The following is a 14,584-nucleotide window of genomic DNA, read 5'->3' as shown; positions in this document are numbered from 1 at the left end:
CCATCTTTTCGTTTTTCACGATTGCGCCGGGCTAAGCCCCAAGGGGAGGGACATGACCAGTCTGTTCTTACCCGGCACAGGCAGGATTGCGCCGGGGCATTGGCCCCATTGCGCAATACTTTGCTCCTTGCGTCAACGCCCGAAGTCGCCCTTTTGTCGCGCAAAAACGACATGTTGTCGACCACAGAACGACCTGATTGGTCAAACTTCTCCGGGCAAGCACCGGATATTACGGTTAAATACACGGTCTGGTTGACTGTGGCCGATCTAACCGGCCCGCAGCGCGGCTCAGATTTCGCGGCGGAATGCGGTGGGCGAGCGTCCGGTCAGGTGCTGGAATGAGCGTGTGAAATAAGCCGGAGAGGTAAATCCCAGCGCCTCGCCGATGCGGGCGACCGGCAATCTGGTTTCAGCAAGCATCCGGCGGGCCTCAAAAATACGGCGGTCCTGCAACACTTCGATCGCGGAGCGCCCGCAGGTTATGCGGCAGCAGCGGGTCAGGTGGGTGGGGGTCACGCCAAGGGCAGCGGCAAATTCGCCGACTCCGGTGCCCTTGCGGAACTCCTGCTCCATCAGGGCGGTGTAACGCTCGACCAGACGGCGGGCGGCATCGGGCTTGGGGGCCTCGGGCGCGGCCTTGACCGCCTGACGCTCCAGCCAGACCCCCAGCAACCCGAGGTAGTGCCGGGTGGCGCGGTCATGGGCGGGAATGTCGCTGTCCATCTCGCGTTGCAGCGAATCGAGAATCACATTGATCTCTTGCTGGGCATGCACTTCGCGGATGCGCAGATGCTGCGCGGTCTCGGGCAGGGTTACCGTGCTGTCGCGGCCAAAGAACACCGCCGTGCCAAAGACTTGCGGCCCGACCTCGAACCCGTGCATCACGCCTGCCGGAATGAACACCGCATTGTGTGCCGTGTAGCCTCGGGTGGCACCGGCGATGGTGATGCGGCCCTGTCCCTTGGTGAACCACAGGAACATCGGTTCCGAGATGGCGCGCATCGCCTCCACCCGCCAGCGCCCGCCAGAGGCGAGCCGGGGGATGGCTGTCACACGCAGTTGGGATAGGGCGCTGAGGTCGTTCATGGCGTCCTGCTCGGTTGGGGCTGGGGATAGATAAGCAGTCCCTGCCGGGTAACCCAAGCAAAATTATGACCTTCTCCACAGATCCGATGCCTGCCTGTGGATAACTTGCACCGCTCTGGCCCGGCCAAAGCACGGGCGTTCAGGGCAAAAGGCGCGGCGTCCAGTCGCGCATCCGGTTGCGGAACCAGGTCCGCTGGCGCTTGGCATATTGGCGGCTGGCAAGCTTTGCCGCTGCCGTCGCGGCATCAAGCGGCATCTCGCCCCGCAGATGCGCGATCAGCTCCGGCGCGCCGATGGCCCGGGCTGACGGGCGGTTTTCCTGCCAATGTGGCAGCTCGGCCCGCGCCTCCTCCAGCGCGCCCGCCGCCAGCATCAGATCGAATCGCCGGTCGATGCGGTCGTTGAGCCAGCCGACATCGGGGCGCAGCACCAGCGCCTCAGCCGTTTCGCGCGGCACCAGCGGGGCCGGGGTGTCGGCCTGCCAGGCGGCAAGGCCGCGCCCGGTGGCGCGCAGCACCTCCCAGGCGCGCTGTACCCTTGCCGGATTGGCCAGATCAATGCGGGCGGCGGTGTCTGCATCCAGCGCCGCCACCATCGCCGCCAGATCGCCCACCCGCAGCGCATCCCCCTCAGCGCGGACCTGCGGCGGAATCTCGGGCACCTCGGCCAGACCTTCGGTCAGCGCCAGAAAATACAGGCCGGTGCCGCCGACGATCACCACCGGCTGCTCAAGACAGGCCCGCACCTCGCGCAGCCAGTGCCCCACCGAATAGGCCTCATCGCGCCCGACATGGCCGTAGAGCGCATGGGGCAACGCGGCTTCTTCCGCGACCGAGGGCCGCGCGGTCAGCAGCCGCCAGCAGGCATAGACCTGCAAGGCATCGGCATTCACGATCACCCGCCCATCGCGCGCAGCAAGCTCCATCGCCAGCGCAGACTTGCCGCTGGCGGTCGGGCCTGCGATCAGCACCGGGGCTTCGCGCGATATGTCAGCCAATCCGCTCATCTGTCTGCGCGCTTTCATCCTGGCAAAAGTACTTCACGGGTGTGCGGGGTGTGAAACCCCGGCTGCACCGGCAGTCCCAGGTTGAACCCGGCGTCGTTTTGCGACAGTTTGCGCCGCAGTCCAATTGCAAAACGAACCACGGGGAAAGCCCATGACCATAGCGACCCTTGATGGCGCAGTTAAATACAACCGCGTGATGCTGAAAATCTCGGGTGAGGCGCTGATGGGCGATCTGGGCTACGGCCTGCATCCGCCCACGGTGGAGCGTGTCGCGCGCGAGATCAAGGCAGTGCATGATCTTGGGGTCGAGATCTGCATGGTGATCGGCGGCGGCAACATCTTTCGCGGCCTGCAAGGCTCGGCGCAGGGGATGGAGCGGACGACGGCCGATTACATGGGAATGCTGGCCACGGTGATGAACGCGCTGGCCATGCAGGCAGCTCTCGAATCGTTGGGGGTCTTCACCCGCGTTATCAGCGCGATCCCGATGGATCAGGTGTGTGAGCCCTATATCCGCCGCCGCGCGGTGCGCCACCTTGAGAAAAAACGGGTCTGCATCTTTGCCGCAGGCACCGGAAACCCGTATTTCACCACTGATACCGCTGCGGCGCTGCGCGCGTCGGAAATGGCCTGTGAGGCGATCTTCATGGGCAAGAACGTCGATGGCATTTACGACAGCGACCCCAAGATCAACCCCGATGCCAAGCGCTATGACGACATCAGCTATGATGATGTGCTGCAGCGCAACCTCAAGGTGATGGACGCCTCGGCCATCGCGCTGTGCCGTGACAACCGGATGCCGCTGGTGGTGTTTGCGCTGTCCGAGCCGGGCGGGTTTCAGGGGATCATGGCGGGACGTGGCACCTACACAATCGTGCATGACTGATCCTTGCCGCGCGCGCGCCCCGGTGTGAGCCGGGGCTATACCCATGCGCCGGCTTCGATTATAGACGAGAAAAACGCCCGCCGGGCAGGGACCGGCCGGGCGCTGACGAAGGAATGAACCGATGGCTGACGATTTCGAACTGGATACCGATGATCTTTCCCGCCGGATGGATGGCGCGATCAACGCGCTGCGCACCGAATTTGCGAGCCTGCGCACCGGGCGCGCCTCGGGCTCGATGCTGGAGCCTATTCAGGTTGACGCCTACGGCCAGATGACGCCGGTCAACCAGCTGGGTACGGTCAACGTGCCGGAACCCCGGATGGTGACGATCAACGTCTGGGACAAGGCCATGGTCAACAAGGTGGAAAAGGCGATCCGCGAGTCGGGTCTTGGCATCAACCCGCAGACCAATGGCACGATCATCATGCTGCCGATCCCCGAGCTGAACGAACAGCGCCGCAAGGAACTGACCAAGGTGGCGGCGTCTTATGCCGAAAACGCCCGCGTGGCGGTGCGCAACCTGCGCCGGGACGGGATGGACCAGATCAAGAAGGCCAAAAGCGAAGGGATTTCCGAAGACGATGTCAAGTTCTGGGAATCAGAGGTGCAGGACATGACGGACAAGTATATCAAGCTGGTGGACCAGACGCTTGAGGGCAAGCAAGCCGAGATCATGCAGGTCTGATCTTGTGTAACGGACACCGGTTTTTTTGTCGGCGTGACGAATGATTTGTTTTTCTGCTCCGGGCGGCTCTGCCCGGAGAGTATTTGAGAAAAAGGGACAGGGCTTGGCTTCCACTGACACGGCAGATCACAGGCAGGTCCGCCCGGCGGAACACGTGGCTATCATCATGGATGGCAACGGTCGCTGGGCCACCAACCGGGGCTGGCCACGTCTGGTCGGGCATCGCAAAGGGGCAGAGCGGGTCAAGGAAATCGTGCGCTGCGCCCCGGATCTGGGCATCCGCTGGCTGACGATTTATGCGTTTTCCACCGAGAACTGGAAACGCTCCACCGAAGAGGTGGTGGGCCTGATGTCGATTTTCGCCCGCTACATCGAGCGCGAGGCCGACCGGCTGGCCGCCGAAGGGGTTCGGATGCGGTTCATCGGCGACCGCTCGCCGCTGAACCCCAAGCTGCGCAAGCTGATGGACGGGATAGAGGCGCGCACGGCGGGGTTTACCCGGCTGAACCTGACCGTGGCGATCAATTACGGCGGGCGGGACGAGCTGACCCGGGCGATGCGCGGCATCGCGGCGGATGTGGCCGAGGGGCGGCTGGCGCCGGATACGGTTACCGATGCGCTGATCGGGTCGCGACTGGATACGGCGGATCTGCCGGACCCTGATCTGGTGATCCGCACCAGCGGCGAGACCCGGACCTCGAACTATCTGATCTGGCAGACGGCCTATGCCGAATACGAGTTCACGCCGACGCTGTGGCCGGATTTTTCTCCGGCCGAGCTGGCGCAGATCCTGTCGCGCTTTGGCAACCGCGAGCGCAGATTTGGCGGGGTCGCAGCCGGATGACCGAGGCGATTGCCCGCTGGGGAGATCTGAGAAAGCGCGCGATTTCGGCGCTGTTCATGCTGGTGATCGGGGCAGGAGAGCTGTGGCTGGGGGGCACGCCGTTTTCGCTGCTGGTGATCGCGTTGACCGGGGTGATGTTCTGGGAACTGGCCAACATGACCGCGCCGGGGCGTCGGAATACGCCAGTCGCGATGGGTCTGGTGGCCGCTGCCTGTCTGGCCGGGGCCGAGCTGTTCCGCGATGATCTGGCATCGACCTTGCTGATCCTGCCGGGGCTAGCACTGGCACTGACACCGCGCCGGGACCGGCGGATTGCCACGGTTTACGGCATCGCGATCATGGTCGCAGGCTATGGCCTGATCGAGCTTCGTAGCCCCGGCGTGCCGGCAATTCTGTGGCTGGTAACGATTGTGATCGTGTCGGATGTGATGGGCTATTTTGTCGGGCGGATCATGGGCGGGCCAAAGTTCTGGCCGGCGATCAGCCCGAAAAAGACCTGGTCGGGTACGGTGGCGGGCTGGGTTGGCGCGCTTGCGGTGTCGCTGATCTTTGTCGCCACCGGCTATGCGCCGTGGCAGGCGGTGGCGTTGGCCCCGTTCGTCGCCTTTGCCGGGCAGTTGGGCGATATTGCCGAAAGCTGGATCAAGCGGCGGTCGGGGGTCAAGGATTCCTCGGGGCTGATCCCCGGTCATGGCGGGTTTCTTGACCGCTTTGACGCGCTGATCGGCGCGGTGGTGCTGATCATGCTGCTGGGGCTGTTCACGTCCTTGCCGATGCCCGCGCCGTTGGGGGGCTGAGGGCGGTGCGCAGCATTTCGATTTTTGGCGCAACCGGCTCGGTTGGGGAAAGCACCTATGACCTGATCTGCCGGGCGGGCGGGGCAGGGGCGTTCCGCACCGTGGCCCTGACCGGCGGGCGCAATGTGGCGCGGCTGGCCGAGATGGCGCGCGTGCTGCGGGCCGAGGTGGCGGTCTGTTCCGACGTGTCCTGCCTGCCCGCATTGCGCGCGGCTTTGGCCGGGACCGGGATCGAGACGGCAGCGGGGGATGCGGCGATTGCCGAGGCCGCAGACCGGCCTGCCGATTGGGTGATGAGCGCGATTGTGGGTGCGGCGGGTCTGGTGCCGGGCCTGCGCGCCCTGCGCCATGGCCGCACTCTGGCGCTGGCCAACAAGGAAAGTCTGGTGACGGCCGGGCCCTTGCTGATGGCGACCGCAGCGGCACATGGGGCGCAGATTCTGCCGGTAGATTCGGAGCATTCGGCGATCTTTCAGGGGCTGGTCGGCGAAGACATCGCTTGCGTCGAGCGGATCATCCTGACCGCCTCGGGGGGTGCGTTGCGCGACTGGCCGATGGAGGCGCTCGCGCGGGCCACGGTGGCCGAGGCTTTGGCGCATCCGAACTGGGCGATGGGGCAACGGATCACCATCGATTCGGCGTCCATGTTTAACAAAGCTCTGGAAGTCATTGAAACGCGGGAATATTTCGGGATCAATCCCGATCAGATCGAGGTGATCATCCACCCGGAATCGCTGATCCATTCGCTGGTCGGGTTTCAGGACGGCGCGATCATGGCGCATATGGGCGCGCCCGATATGCGCCATGCGATCGGCTACGCGCTGAACTGGCCCAGACGCGCGCCCTTGCCCGTCGCGCGGCTGGATCTGGCCCAGATCGCCACGCTGAGCTTTCGCGCGCCTGACCTGAACCGATACCCCGCGCTGCGCTTGTGCCGCGATGTGATGGCCACGCGCGGGCTGGCGGGGGCGGTGTTCAACGCCGCCAAGGAAATCGCGCTGGACCAGTTTCTGGCGGGGCAGATCGGATTCATGGATATGGCGGGGGTGGTTGAATGCACGCTTGCCCGCGTTATGCCGGAGATGTGCCTTGAATCCGACGTGATGACCCTTGAGGACATCCTCGGCGCGGACCATCTTGCGCGGGTGCGGGCGGCAGAGGCGGTATCGGCTCTGGCAGCAACGCGCTGAATCTGACATTGCAGCCCGATGGCGGCATCTGAATTAAAGGAAATCCGGTGGATCTGATTGGTCTTGTTCCCAGCTTTGGCGGTCTTGTCTGGACCGTGATCGCCTTTGTTCTGGCGCTGTCGATCATCGTCGCCATCCACGAATACGGCCATTACATCGTGGGCCGCTGGACCGGGATTCATGCCGAGGTGTTCAGCCTTGGGTTCGGGCCGGTGATCTATTCGCGGATCGACAGCCGGGGCACCCGCTGGCAGATCGCAGCGCTGCCGTTTGGCGGCTATGTCAAGTTTCTGGGCGACAGCGATGCAGCCTCGGGCAAGGATGGCGCGGCCATGTCTGGCCTGTCTGAGCGCGAGCGGCGGCGCACCATGCACGGCGCCCCCCTGTGGGCGCGGGTGCTGACGGTGGCGGCGGGGCCTGCGTTCAACTTTGTCAGCGCGCTGCTGATCTTTACCGTGATGGTGCTGTGGACCGGGGTTGCGACCGAGGAGGCATCCGTCGGCAAGGTGCCCGCGCTGCCGTTTGAGGGCCAGACGCTGCAACCCGGCGATACGATTGTGGAACTGGCGGGCCAGCCGACCCCGGATCTGGCCACGCTGGTCACGGTGGCCGACGCGCTGCCACCCAGCCCCTCGGTGCCCTATGTGGTGGAGCGGGCAGGGGTGCGGGTGGCGTTTGATGGGCCGTATCCGTTCCCGCCGCTGGCGGGCGGGGTGCAGCCGCAGACGGCGGCCTTTGCCGCCGGGCTGAAGGCTGGTGATGTGATTATGGCAGTCGACGGGGCGGCGATATCCGCGTTTTCCGAACTGCGCACGCTGGTGGGCGAGTCGGGTGGGCGCGATCTGCGGCTGACGGTCTGGCGCGCGGGCGAGGTGTTTGACGCGACGCTGACGCCGCGCCGGATGGATCTGCCGCTGCCCGAGGGCGGGTTCGAGACCCGCTGGCTGATCGGGCTGAGCGGCGGCATCGGGTTCGAACCGGTGCTGCGCACCCCCGGCCCGGTCGAGGCAATTGGTATCGGCGCGCGGCAAACCTGGATGATCGCGACCACCTCGCTGTCGGGGCTGTATCACATGATCACCGGCGCGATTTCCAGCTGCAACCTGCGCGGGCCGATCGGCATTGCCGAAAGCTCTGGCGCGGCGGCGAGTCAGGGCGTGGAAAGCTTTGTCTGGTTCATCGCCATGCTGTCGGTGGCGGTGGGGCTGATGAACCTGTTCCCGATTCCGGTGCTGGATGGCGGCCATCTGGTGTTTCACGCCTATGAGGCGGTGACCGGTAAGCCGCCGTCGGACCGGGCGTTGCAGGTCATGATGATGGGCGGGCTGGCGCTGCTGCTGTCGCTGATGGTCTTTGCCCTGACCAATGACCTGTTCTGCCCGTAACCGCTGGGCCTCACGCCATAAAGGGGCCATATTCGACGGCTATGCAGGACGGGTGCTTGAGAGGGTTTTGTCATGCAGCTGGTCATGCAAGGGTATCGTGGATTGTCGTTTCTGGTCTGGCTGAATGCTGACCGGATCTTCACGCTGGGCACCGTTGTGGCGGGTCTGCTGGCCGGGGCCTATCTGGGCACGGCGATTGTCGGACTCTGAGTGCTGACAAGATCGCTGCTGCACAAGCGCAACGCCTCGGCATTTCGGCCACAAATCCCCCCGCAACGCTTTGACAAGCCCGGCACTTCGGGCTAGTGAAGACACAACAGTTTGTTGATAATGGGGCGTTGTCATGCACGATACAGCGGGTGCCGCGGCGAAAGCCTCGCGCGACGGGGCAAGCGTTCGCAAGCGTCTGCTGACGGTGCTTTTCCTTTCCACGGCAACGGCTTCGGCTACGGTCTTCATGCCCGCGTTTGCCCAGCAATATGCGTTCAATCAGGTCGTGATCGAGGGCAATCAGCTGGTGGACAATGCCACCATTCTGGGCTTTGCCGGAATCAGGCGCGGAGAGACATTGACTCAGGGCGGGCTGAACGACGCCTATCAGGGGCTGGTCCGCTCTGGCCTGTTTGAGACGGTCGAGATTGTGCCGCAGGGCAATCAGCTGGTGATCCGGGTCAAGGAATACCCGATCGTCAACGTCATCAATTTTGAGGGCAACAAGCGCCTGAAAGATGAGGATCTGGCTAAAATCATCCAGTCCAAGCAGCGCCGGGTTTATTCGCCCAGCGTGGCCGAAGCCGATGCGGCGGCCATTGCCGAGGCGTATCAGGCCCGCGGCCGGATTGCCGCCACGGTGACGCCAAAGCTGATCCGCCGCAGCGGTGGCCGGGTCGATCTGGCGTTCGAGATCACCGAAGGCCGCGTGACCGAGATTGAACGGCTGTCGTTTGTCGGCAACCGGGCGTTCAGTGACCGCCGGTTGCGGCAGGTGCTGCAGACCAAGCAGGCCGGTTTGCTGCGCACCCTGATCCAGCGCGATACCTTTGTCGCCGAGCGGCTGGAGGTGGACAAGCAGATGCTGCGCGATTTCTATCTGGCGCGCGGCTATATCGACATTCAGGTGACCGATGCCTCGGCCGAAGTCGCGCGGGAGCGGGATGCGGTCTTTGTCAGCTTTTCCATCCGAGAAGGCCGGCAGTACCGGTTCGGCAATATCACCACGACATCCGAAGTGAATGGCGTGGATGCCGCCGAGTATGGCGCGCTGTCACGGGTGCGCTCGGGCGTGCCCTATTCGCCGCTGGTGGTGGAAAACACCATCGCGCGAATGGAAAATCTGGCGCTGCGCAAGGGGCTGAACTTTGTCCGCGTCGATCCGCGGATCACCCGCAATGACCGCGACGGCACGCTGGATCTGGAATTTGCGCTGGTGCGTGGCGACCGGGTGTTCGTTGAGCGCATCGACATCGAAGGCAACACCACGACGCTGGATCAGGTGATCCGCCGTCAGTTCCGCAGCGCCGAAGGCGACCCCTTTAACCCGCGCGAAGTGCGCCAGTCGGCGGAACGCATCCGCGCCCTTGGCTTTTTCTCGGATGCACAGGTTGATGCGCGGCCGGGGTCGGCGGCGGATCAGGTGATCGTTGATGTGAACGTCGAAGAGCAACCCACCGGGTCACTCTCCTTTGGCGCGAGCTATGGGGCAGATGCCGGTGTCGGGGTGAACATCGGCTTTGCAGAATCCAACTTTCTGGGGCGCGGGCAGGCTTTGTCTGTCGCCATCGCAACCGGGTCGGACAGCACCAGTTCTTCGCTCTCGATCACCGAGCCGGCGTTTCTGGGGCGCGACCTGTCGCTGTCTCTGGGCGCGTTCTACAACATCACCGACCAGAAAAACGCGATCTATGACACCGCCAATGTCGGTGCGCGCGCCGCGCTGTCCTTCCCCGTGGGGGAGGTGAGCCGGTTGGAGCTGCGCTACGGTCTGTCGAAAAACACGATCAAGAACTATCAGGGCAAGGATGTGAACGGGGACGGCGTGATCGACCCCGCGACCGAGCGCAACCCGACTCTGGTGGCAGAATCTGCCCGCGACGGCGAGTTTACGTCGGCCATCGGCTATACCTACAGCTATGACACCCGGATCGGCGGGCTGAGCCCGGATCGTGGCATGGTGTTCCGCTTCAGTCAGGATTTCGCCGGTCTGGGGGGGGATGCCAAGTATATCTCCAGCGAGGTTCAGGCGCTTGGCGAACGCAAGATCCTGAGCGAAGAGGTCACTCTGCGCGCGATTTTCGAGGCCGGGACGATTTCACCGCTGGGCGGCTACGGCACGCGGGTTACCGAGCGGTTCTTTGGCAATGGCAAGATCCGTGGTTTTGAAGGCAACGGCATCGGCCCGCGCGATCAGGTCACCGGCGATGCGCTTGGCGGCAACTTTTACGCCGTCGCCCGGTTCGAGGCCGATTTCCCGATTGGCCTGCCCGAAGAATACGGGCTGAGCGGCGGGCTGTTCATGGATGTGGGTTCGGTCTGGGGTCTGAAGGGCAATATCGTTGATGCGCTTGGCGCGCCGATTGACACCGGGTTCAACCCACGGGCGGCTGTCGGGGTCTCGGTGCTTTGGGATGCGCCGATCGGGCCGCTGCGGTTCAACTTCTCCAAGGCGCTGAAGAAAGAGGACTACGACAAGGAACGGTCGTTCGACCTGACGATCTCGACCCAGTTCTGATGCGGCGGGCAGGCTTGCGCGGCGCTCTGGTGGCCGGGCTGGCAGCTGTGCTGGCCGGGCCGCTTCCGGCGCAGGAGGCGGAGCCTGCGCCGCCGGTGGTCAGTCTGCAATCGGCAGTGGTCACGCTGGACCGAAACCGGCTGTTTGAGGAAACCCGTTTGGGGCAGGCTATTCTGGCGCGGATTGACAGTGCGTCGAATGACCTGATTGCCGAGAACCGTCGGCTTGAGGCCGCGCTGGAAGCCGAAGAGCGTCTGCTGACCGAACGCAGGGCCACCTTGCCGACAGCGCAGTTCCGTGAGCTTGCGCAGGAATTTGACTCTCGGGTCGAGGAATTGCGCGTCACGCAAGAAGCGAAAAGCCGGGCGCTGACGCGGCAACGCGACACCGAACAGCAGCGCTTTCTGGAGGCTTCGGCCCCCGTGCTGGCCGATCTGATGCAGGATCTGGGCGCGGTGGCGATCATCGACCGCTCGGTCGTGGTGCTGAGTTTTGACCGGTTCGACATCACCGCACAGGCGATTGCCCGGCTGGATACCGAACTGGGCGACGGCACAGATCTGGCACCCGCGCCAGAGTCAGAACCGGAGCCGGGGCAGGCAGATGTGCCGCTGCCCGTGCCCGTTCAGCCCTGAGAATGGCGCGGGTGCCTTGCTCCTGCGCGTTTCAGTTGTTAGCAAAGCCAGAACAGCCGTGCAGCCAGCACGCAACGATCAGACGGGGATCATGAATGACCGAACAACCAACAGATATGGGCCAGACTGCCGACATCGCGCTGATTCAGCGGATCCTGCCGCATCGCTACCCGTTTTTGCTGGTCGATAAGGTCGTTGATATTCACGTCAACAAAAGCTGTGTCGGTATCAAATGCGTGACCATGAACGAGCCGCAGTTTACCGGGCATTTTCCGGGCGTGCCAATTTTCCCCGGTGTGATGATCATCGAGGCGATGGCGCAGACCAGTGGGATTCTGGTCGGGCTGTCGATGGATCTGGTCGACAAGAATGCGAATGTGTTTTTCATGGGCGTCGATGGCGTCAAATTCCGCCGCAAGGTGGTGCCGGGGGATGTGCTGGAACTGCATGTGAAGGCGCTGCGCGGCGGCGGCCGGGTCTGGAAGTTCGAAGGGCGCGGCATGGTCGGCGACGAACTGGCCTGCGAGGCGGAATTCACCGCGATGTTTGACGTGCCAAAAAAGGCGTAACGGATGCGCATTGACCCCTCTGCCCGCATTCACCCGATGGCCGTGGTCGAAGACGGGGCCACCATCGGCGCGGGGGCCGAGGTGGGCCCGTTTGCGGTGATCGGGGCCGAGGTGAGCCTGGCAGCGGGCGTTGTGGTGAAATCCCATGCCGTGGTGACGGGCTGGACCGAGGTGGGCGCGGATACGGTGATCTACCCCTTTGCCTGTGTCGGCGAGGTGCCGCAGGATCTGAAATTCAAGGGCGAACGGACCCGGCTGATCGTCGGCGCGCGCTGCAAGATCCGCGAAGGTGCTACGCTGAACACCGGCACCGAGGGCGGTGGTGGCGTGACGCGGATCGGCGATGACTGTCTGTTGATGACCGGCGCGCATGTGGGCCATGATGCCACCGTGGGCAACCGGGTGGTGCTGGCCAATCAGGCGGCGATTGCCGGGCATTGCCAGATCGGCGATGATGTGATCGTGGGCGGGCTGTCGGGCGTGCACCAATGGGTGCGGGTCGGGCGCGGGGCGATCATCGGCGCGGTGACCATGGTGACCAATGACGTGTTGCCGCATGGTCTGGTGCAGGGTCCGCGCGGCGTGCTGGACGGGCTGAACCTTGTCGGCCTGAAACGGCGCGGGGTGGAGCGGTCCGAGATCACCGCCTTGCGCGCTGCCTATCAGATGCTGGCGCAGGGCGAGGGGTCGTTCCTCGACCGCGCGCGGCGGCTGGCAGATGAGACCGAGTCCGGGCATGTGCGCGAGATGACGGATTTCATCCTCTCGGCCAGCGACCGCAGTTTCCTGACTCCGAAATGAGCCGGACCGCTGTGATCGCCGGGGCAGGCCGCTTGCCCGCCGCTGTGGCCGGGGCGCTGGAGGCACCTTTGATCTGCGCGCTCGACGGGTTTGTGCCCGAGGGGCTGGCGGTGGATCTGGTGTTCCGGGTGGAGCGGCTGGTGCCGTTCTTTCACGCGCTGGAAGATGCGGGGGTGACCCGGGTCAGCTTTGCCGGTGCGGTGCACCGGCCCCGGCTGGACCCGGCACTGTTTGATGCAGGTACAGCGCAGCTGGTGCCGCGCCTGATGGCGGCGATGGCGCAAGGCGATGATGCCACCTTGCGCGCGGTGATCGGGCTTTTTGAGGAGTTCGGCTTCACGGTCGCGGGCACGGCCGAGATTGCGCCGGATCTGGTGCCGGGGGCCGGGGTGCTGTGCGGCACGGTGGGCCCGCAGGATGAGGCGGATGCGCAGCGTGCAGCGGCCATCGTAGCGGCGCTGGGGGCGGTGGATGTCGGGCAGGGCTGCGTGGTGGCGCAGGGGCTTTGCCTCGCGGTCGAGGCGTTGCCGGGCACCGATGCGATGCTGCGCGGGCTGTCTGCGGTGCCAACGTCTCTGCGGCCCACGGGCACGCGCGGGCTGTTCTACAAAGCGCCGAAACCGGGGCAGGATCTGCGCGTCGATCTGCCCACGCTCGGCCCGGAGACGGTGGCGCGCGTGGCCGAGGCGGGTTTGGGCGGCATTGTCTGGCAGGCGGGCGGGGTGATCTGCCTGGACCTTGATCAGATGATCGCTACCGCCAATGATGCGGGCCTGTTCCTGTGGGCGCGCTGACGCTGTTCCTGATCGCGGGCGAGCCTTCGGGCGACCGGCTAGGGGCGGCCCTGATGGCGGGGCTGAAAACGCTGTCGCCGAATGTGCAGTTCAGCGGTATCGGCGGGCCGCTGATGCAGGCCGAAGGGCTGGACAGCCTGTTCCCGATGGAAGAGCTGTCGGTCATGGGGCTGGTCGAGGTGCTGCCAAAGTATTTCGCGCTGAAACGCCGGATTGCGCAGGCGGCGCAGGCGGTGCTGGACTCGGGTGCGCAGGCGCTGGTCACGATAGACAGCCCCGATTTTTGCCTGCGGGTGGCGGCGATTGTCAAAGCGGCGCGGCCTGAAGTTCCGGTGATCCACTATGTGGCGCCCTCGGTCTGGGCCTGGCGTCCGGGGCGGGCGGCAAAGATGGCCCGCGTGGTCGATCATGTGCTGGCACTGTTGCCGTTCGAGCCGCCCCTTATGACCGCCGCCGGGATGAGCTGTGATTTTGTCGGGCATCCGGTGGTGGCAGAGCCTTTGGCCACCGGGCTGGAGGCCGAGACACTGCGCGGGCATGGCCCGCTGATCCTCGCCCTGCCGGGGTCGCGCAAGGGCGAGGTGATGCGGCTGACCCCGGTGCTGGGGCAGGTGGTGGCGCGGATCAAGTCGGTGCATCCCGATGCGCGGGTGGCCTTGCCCACGGTGCGAGGGGTGGCCGGGCTGGTGCAGGATCTGACCGCTGACTGGGCCATTCCGCCACAGATCATTCAGGATGCGGCCACCAAACGCGCGGCCTTTGCGGCGGCGGATGTGGCCATCGCGGCCTCGGGCACGGTCAGTCTGGAGCTGGCGGCCAATGATTGCCCGATGGTGATCGCCTATGACATGAACCCGCTGACGCTGTGGCTGATGCGGCGCGCGGCGCTGATCGACACGGTGACGCTGGTGAACCTTGTGTCAGAGACGCGGGTGGTGCCGGAGTTCATCGGGCCGGACTGCCGGGCCGAGCGGATCGCGCCTGCGGTGCTGCGGCTGCTGGACGAGCGCGGCGCGTCGCAGCGCGATGCAATGCGGCTGACGATGGAGCGGCTGGGGCGGGGCGGCCTGCCGCCGGGCCTGCGGGCGGCGCAGTCGGTGCTGGGATTTCTGGACCGTAAAGCCGTAATTTAAGGCGCGATCCCCCCCACCCCAGCCCTCCCCCACGAGGGGGGAGGG

15 protein-coding genes are annotated in these 14,584 nt (G+C 64.9%); 13 read left to right on the top strand and 2 right to left on the bottom strand.

Features of this window, described 5'->3' with window-relative positions:
- Nucleotides 1–288 precede the first annotated feature (288 nt).
- Nucleotides 289–1,086, bottom strand: a complete 798-nt coding sequence (locus D1012_RS16790; protein ID WP_118154976.1) for a helix-turn-helix domain-containing protein — start codon at nt 1,084–1,086, stop codon at nt 289–291.
- Between the two features lie 139 nt (nt 1,087–1,225).
- Nucleotides 1,226–2,092, bottom strand: a complete 867-nt coding sequence (miaA, locus tag D1012_RS16785; protein WP_118154973.1) for a tRNA (adenosine(37)-N6)-dimethylallyltransferase MiaA — start codon at nt 2,090–2,092, stop codon at nt 1,226–1,228.
- A 151-nt stretch (nt 2,093–2,243) separates the two neighbouring features.
- On the opposite strand from miaA, the gene pyrH reads away from it, so the two are divergent.
- The 13 genes from pyrH (at nt 2,244) to lpxB (ending at nt 14,539) form a co-directional block, all read left to right on the top strand.
- Nucleotides 2,244–2,978 carry a UMP kinase gene (pyrH, locus tag D1012_RS16780; RefSeq protein WP_118154970.1) on the top strand — a complete coding sequence of 245 codons (735 nt, stop codon included), beginning with the start codon at nt 2,244–2,246 and terminating at the stop codon, nt 2,976–2,978.
- A 121-nt stretch (nt 2,979–3,099) separates the two neighbouring features.
- Nucleotides 3,100–3,663 carry a ribosome recycling factor gene (frr, locus tag D1012_RS16775; RefSeq protein WP_118154966.1) on the top strand — a complete coding sequence of 188 codons (564 nt, stop codon included), beginning with the start codon at nt 3,100–3,102 and terminating at the stop codon, nt 3,661–3,663.
- Between the two features lie 103 nt (nt 3,664–3,766).
- A complete protein-coding gene (gene uppS / locus D1012_RS16770) occupies nt 3,767–4,507 on the top strand; it encodes a polyprenyl diphosphate synthase (protein ID WP_435530935.1) in 741 nt (246 codons plus the stop codon).
- Nucleotides 4,504–5,304 (top strand): phosphatidate cytidylyltransferase, encoded by an 801-nt coding sequence (locus D1012_RS16765; RefSeq protein ID WP_118154960.1) that lies wholly within the window; start codon nt 4,504–4,506, stop codon nt 5,302–5,304. The genes uppS and D1012_RS16765 overlap by 4 nt, the downstream gene beginning before the upstream one ends.
- Before the next feature lie 5 nt (nt 5,305–5,309).
- Complete coding sequence (gene dxr, locus D1012_RS16760) at nt 5,310–6,494, top strand: 1-deoxy-D-xylulose-5-phosphate reductoisomerase (protein ID WP_118154957.1); 1,185 nt, start codon at nt 5,310–5,312, stop codon at nt 6,492–6,494.
- 47 nt (nt 6,495–6,541) lie between these two features.
- Complete coding sequence (gene rseP, locus D1012_RS16755; protein WP_118154954.1) at nt 6,542–7,879, top strand: RIP metalloprotease RseP; 1,338 nt, start codon at nt 6,542–6,544, stop codon at nt 7,877–7,879.
- A gap of 72 nt (nt 7,880–7,951) precedes the next feature.
- Nucleotides 7,952–8,089, top strand: a complete 138-nt coding sequence (locus D1012_RS22870; protein WP_199489542.1) for a hypothetical protein — start codon at nt 7,952–7,954, stop codon at nt 8,087–8,089.
- Between the two features lie 133 nt (nt 8,090–8,222).
- Entirely contained in the window at nt 8,223–10,607 is a 2,385-nt protein-coding gene (gene bamA / locus D1012_RS16750; RefSeq protein ID WP_118154951.1) for an outer membrane protein assembly factor BamA, read from the top strand.
- 14 nt (nt 10,608–10,621) lie between these two features.
- A complete protein-coding gene (locus D1012_RS16745) occupies nt 10,622–11,242 on the top strand; it encodes an OmpH/Skp family outer membrane protein (RefSeq protein ID WP_158569379.1) in 621 nt (206 codons plus the stop codon).
- A 95-nt stretch (nt 11,243–11,337) separates the two neighbouring features.
- Nucleotides 11,338–11,811: a 3-hydroxyacyl-ACP dehydratase FabZ gene (gene fabZ, locus D1012_RS16740; RefSeq protein WP_118154943.1), complete on the top strand. Its 474-nt coding sequence runs from the start codon at nt 11,338–11,340 to the stop codon at nt 11,809–11,811.
- 3 nt (nt 11,812–11,814) lie between these two features.
- On the top strand, nt 11,815–12,612 hold the full coding sequence (lpxA, locus tag D1012_RS16735; protein WP_118154940.1) for an acyl-ACP--UDP-N-acetylglucosamine O-acyltransferase: 798 nt from the start codon (nt 11,815–11,817) through the stop codon (nt 12,610–12,612).
- Nucleotides 12,609–13,406 carry an LpxI family protein gene (locus D1012_RS16730; protein ID WP_118154937.1) on the top strand — a complete coding sequence of 266 codons (798 nt, stop codon included), beginning with the start codon at nt 12,609–12,611 and terminating at the stop codon, nt 13,404–13,406. The genes lpxA and D1012_RS16730 overlap by 4 nt, the downstream gene beginning before the upstream one ends.
- Nucleotides 13,403–14,539: a lipid-A-disaccharide synthase gene (gene lpxB, locus D1012_RS16725; RefSeq protein WP_118155192.1), complete on the top strand. Its 1,137-nt coding sequence runs from the start codon at nt 13,403–13,405 to the stop codon at nt 14,537–14,539. The genes D1012_RS16730 and lpxB overlap by 4 nt, the downstream gene beginning before the upstream one ends.
- Nucleotides 14,540–14,584: the final 45 nt, after the last annotated feature.

The sequence above is a fragment of the Pseudotabrizicola alkalilacus genome, from assembly GCF_003443995.1.
GTDB lineage: Bacteria > Pseudomonadota > Alphaproteobacteria > Rhodobacterales > Rhodobacteraceae > Pseudotabrizicola > Pseudotabrizicola alkalilacus.
This window is presented reverse-complemented; position numbering and strand designations above follow the sequence as displayed.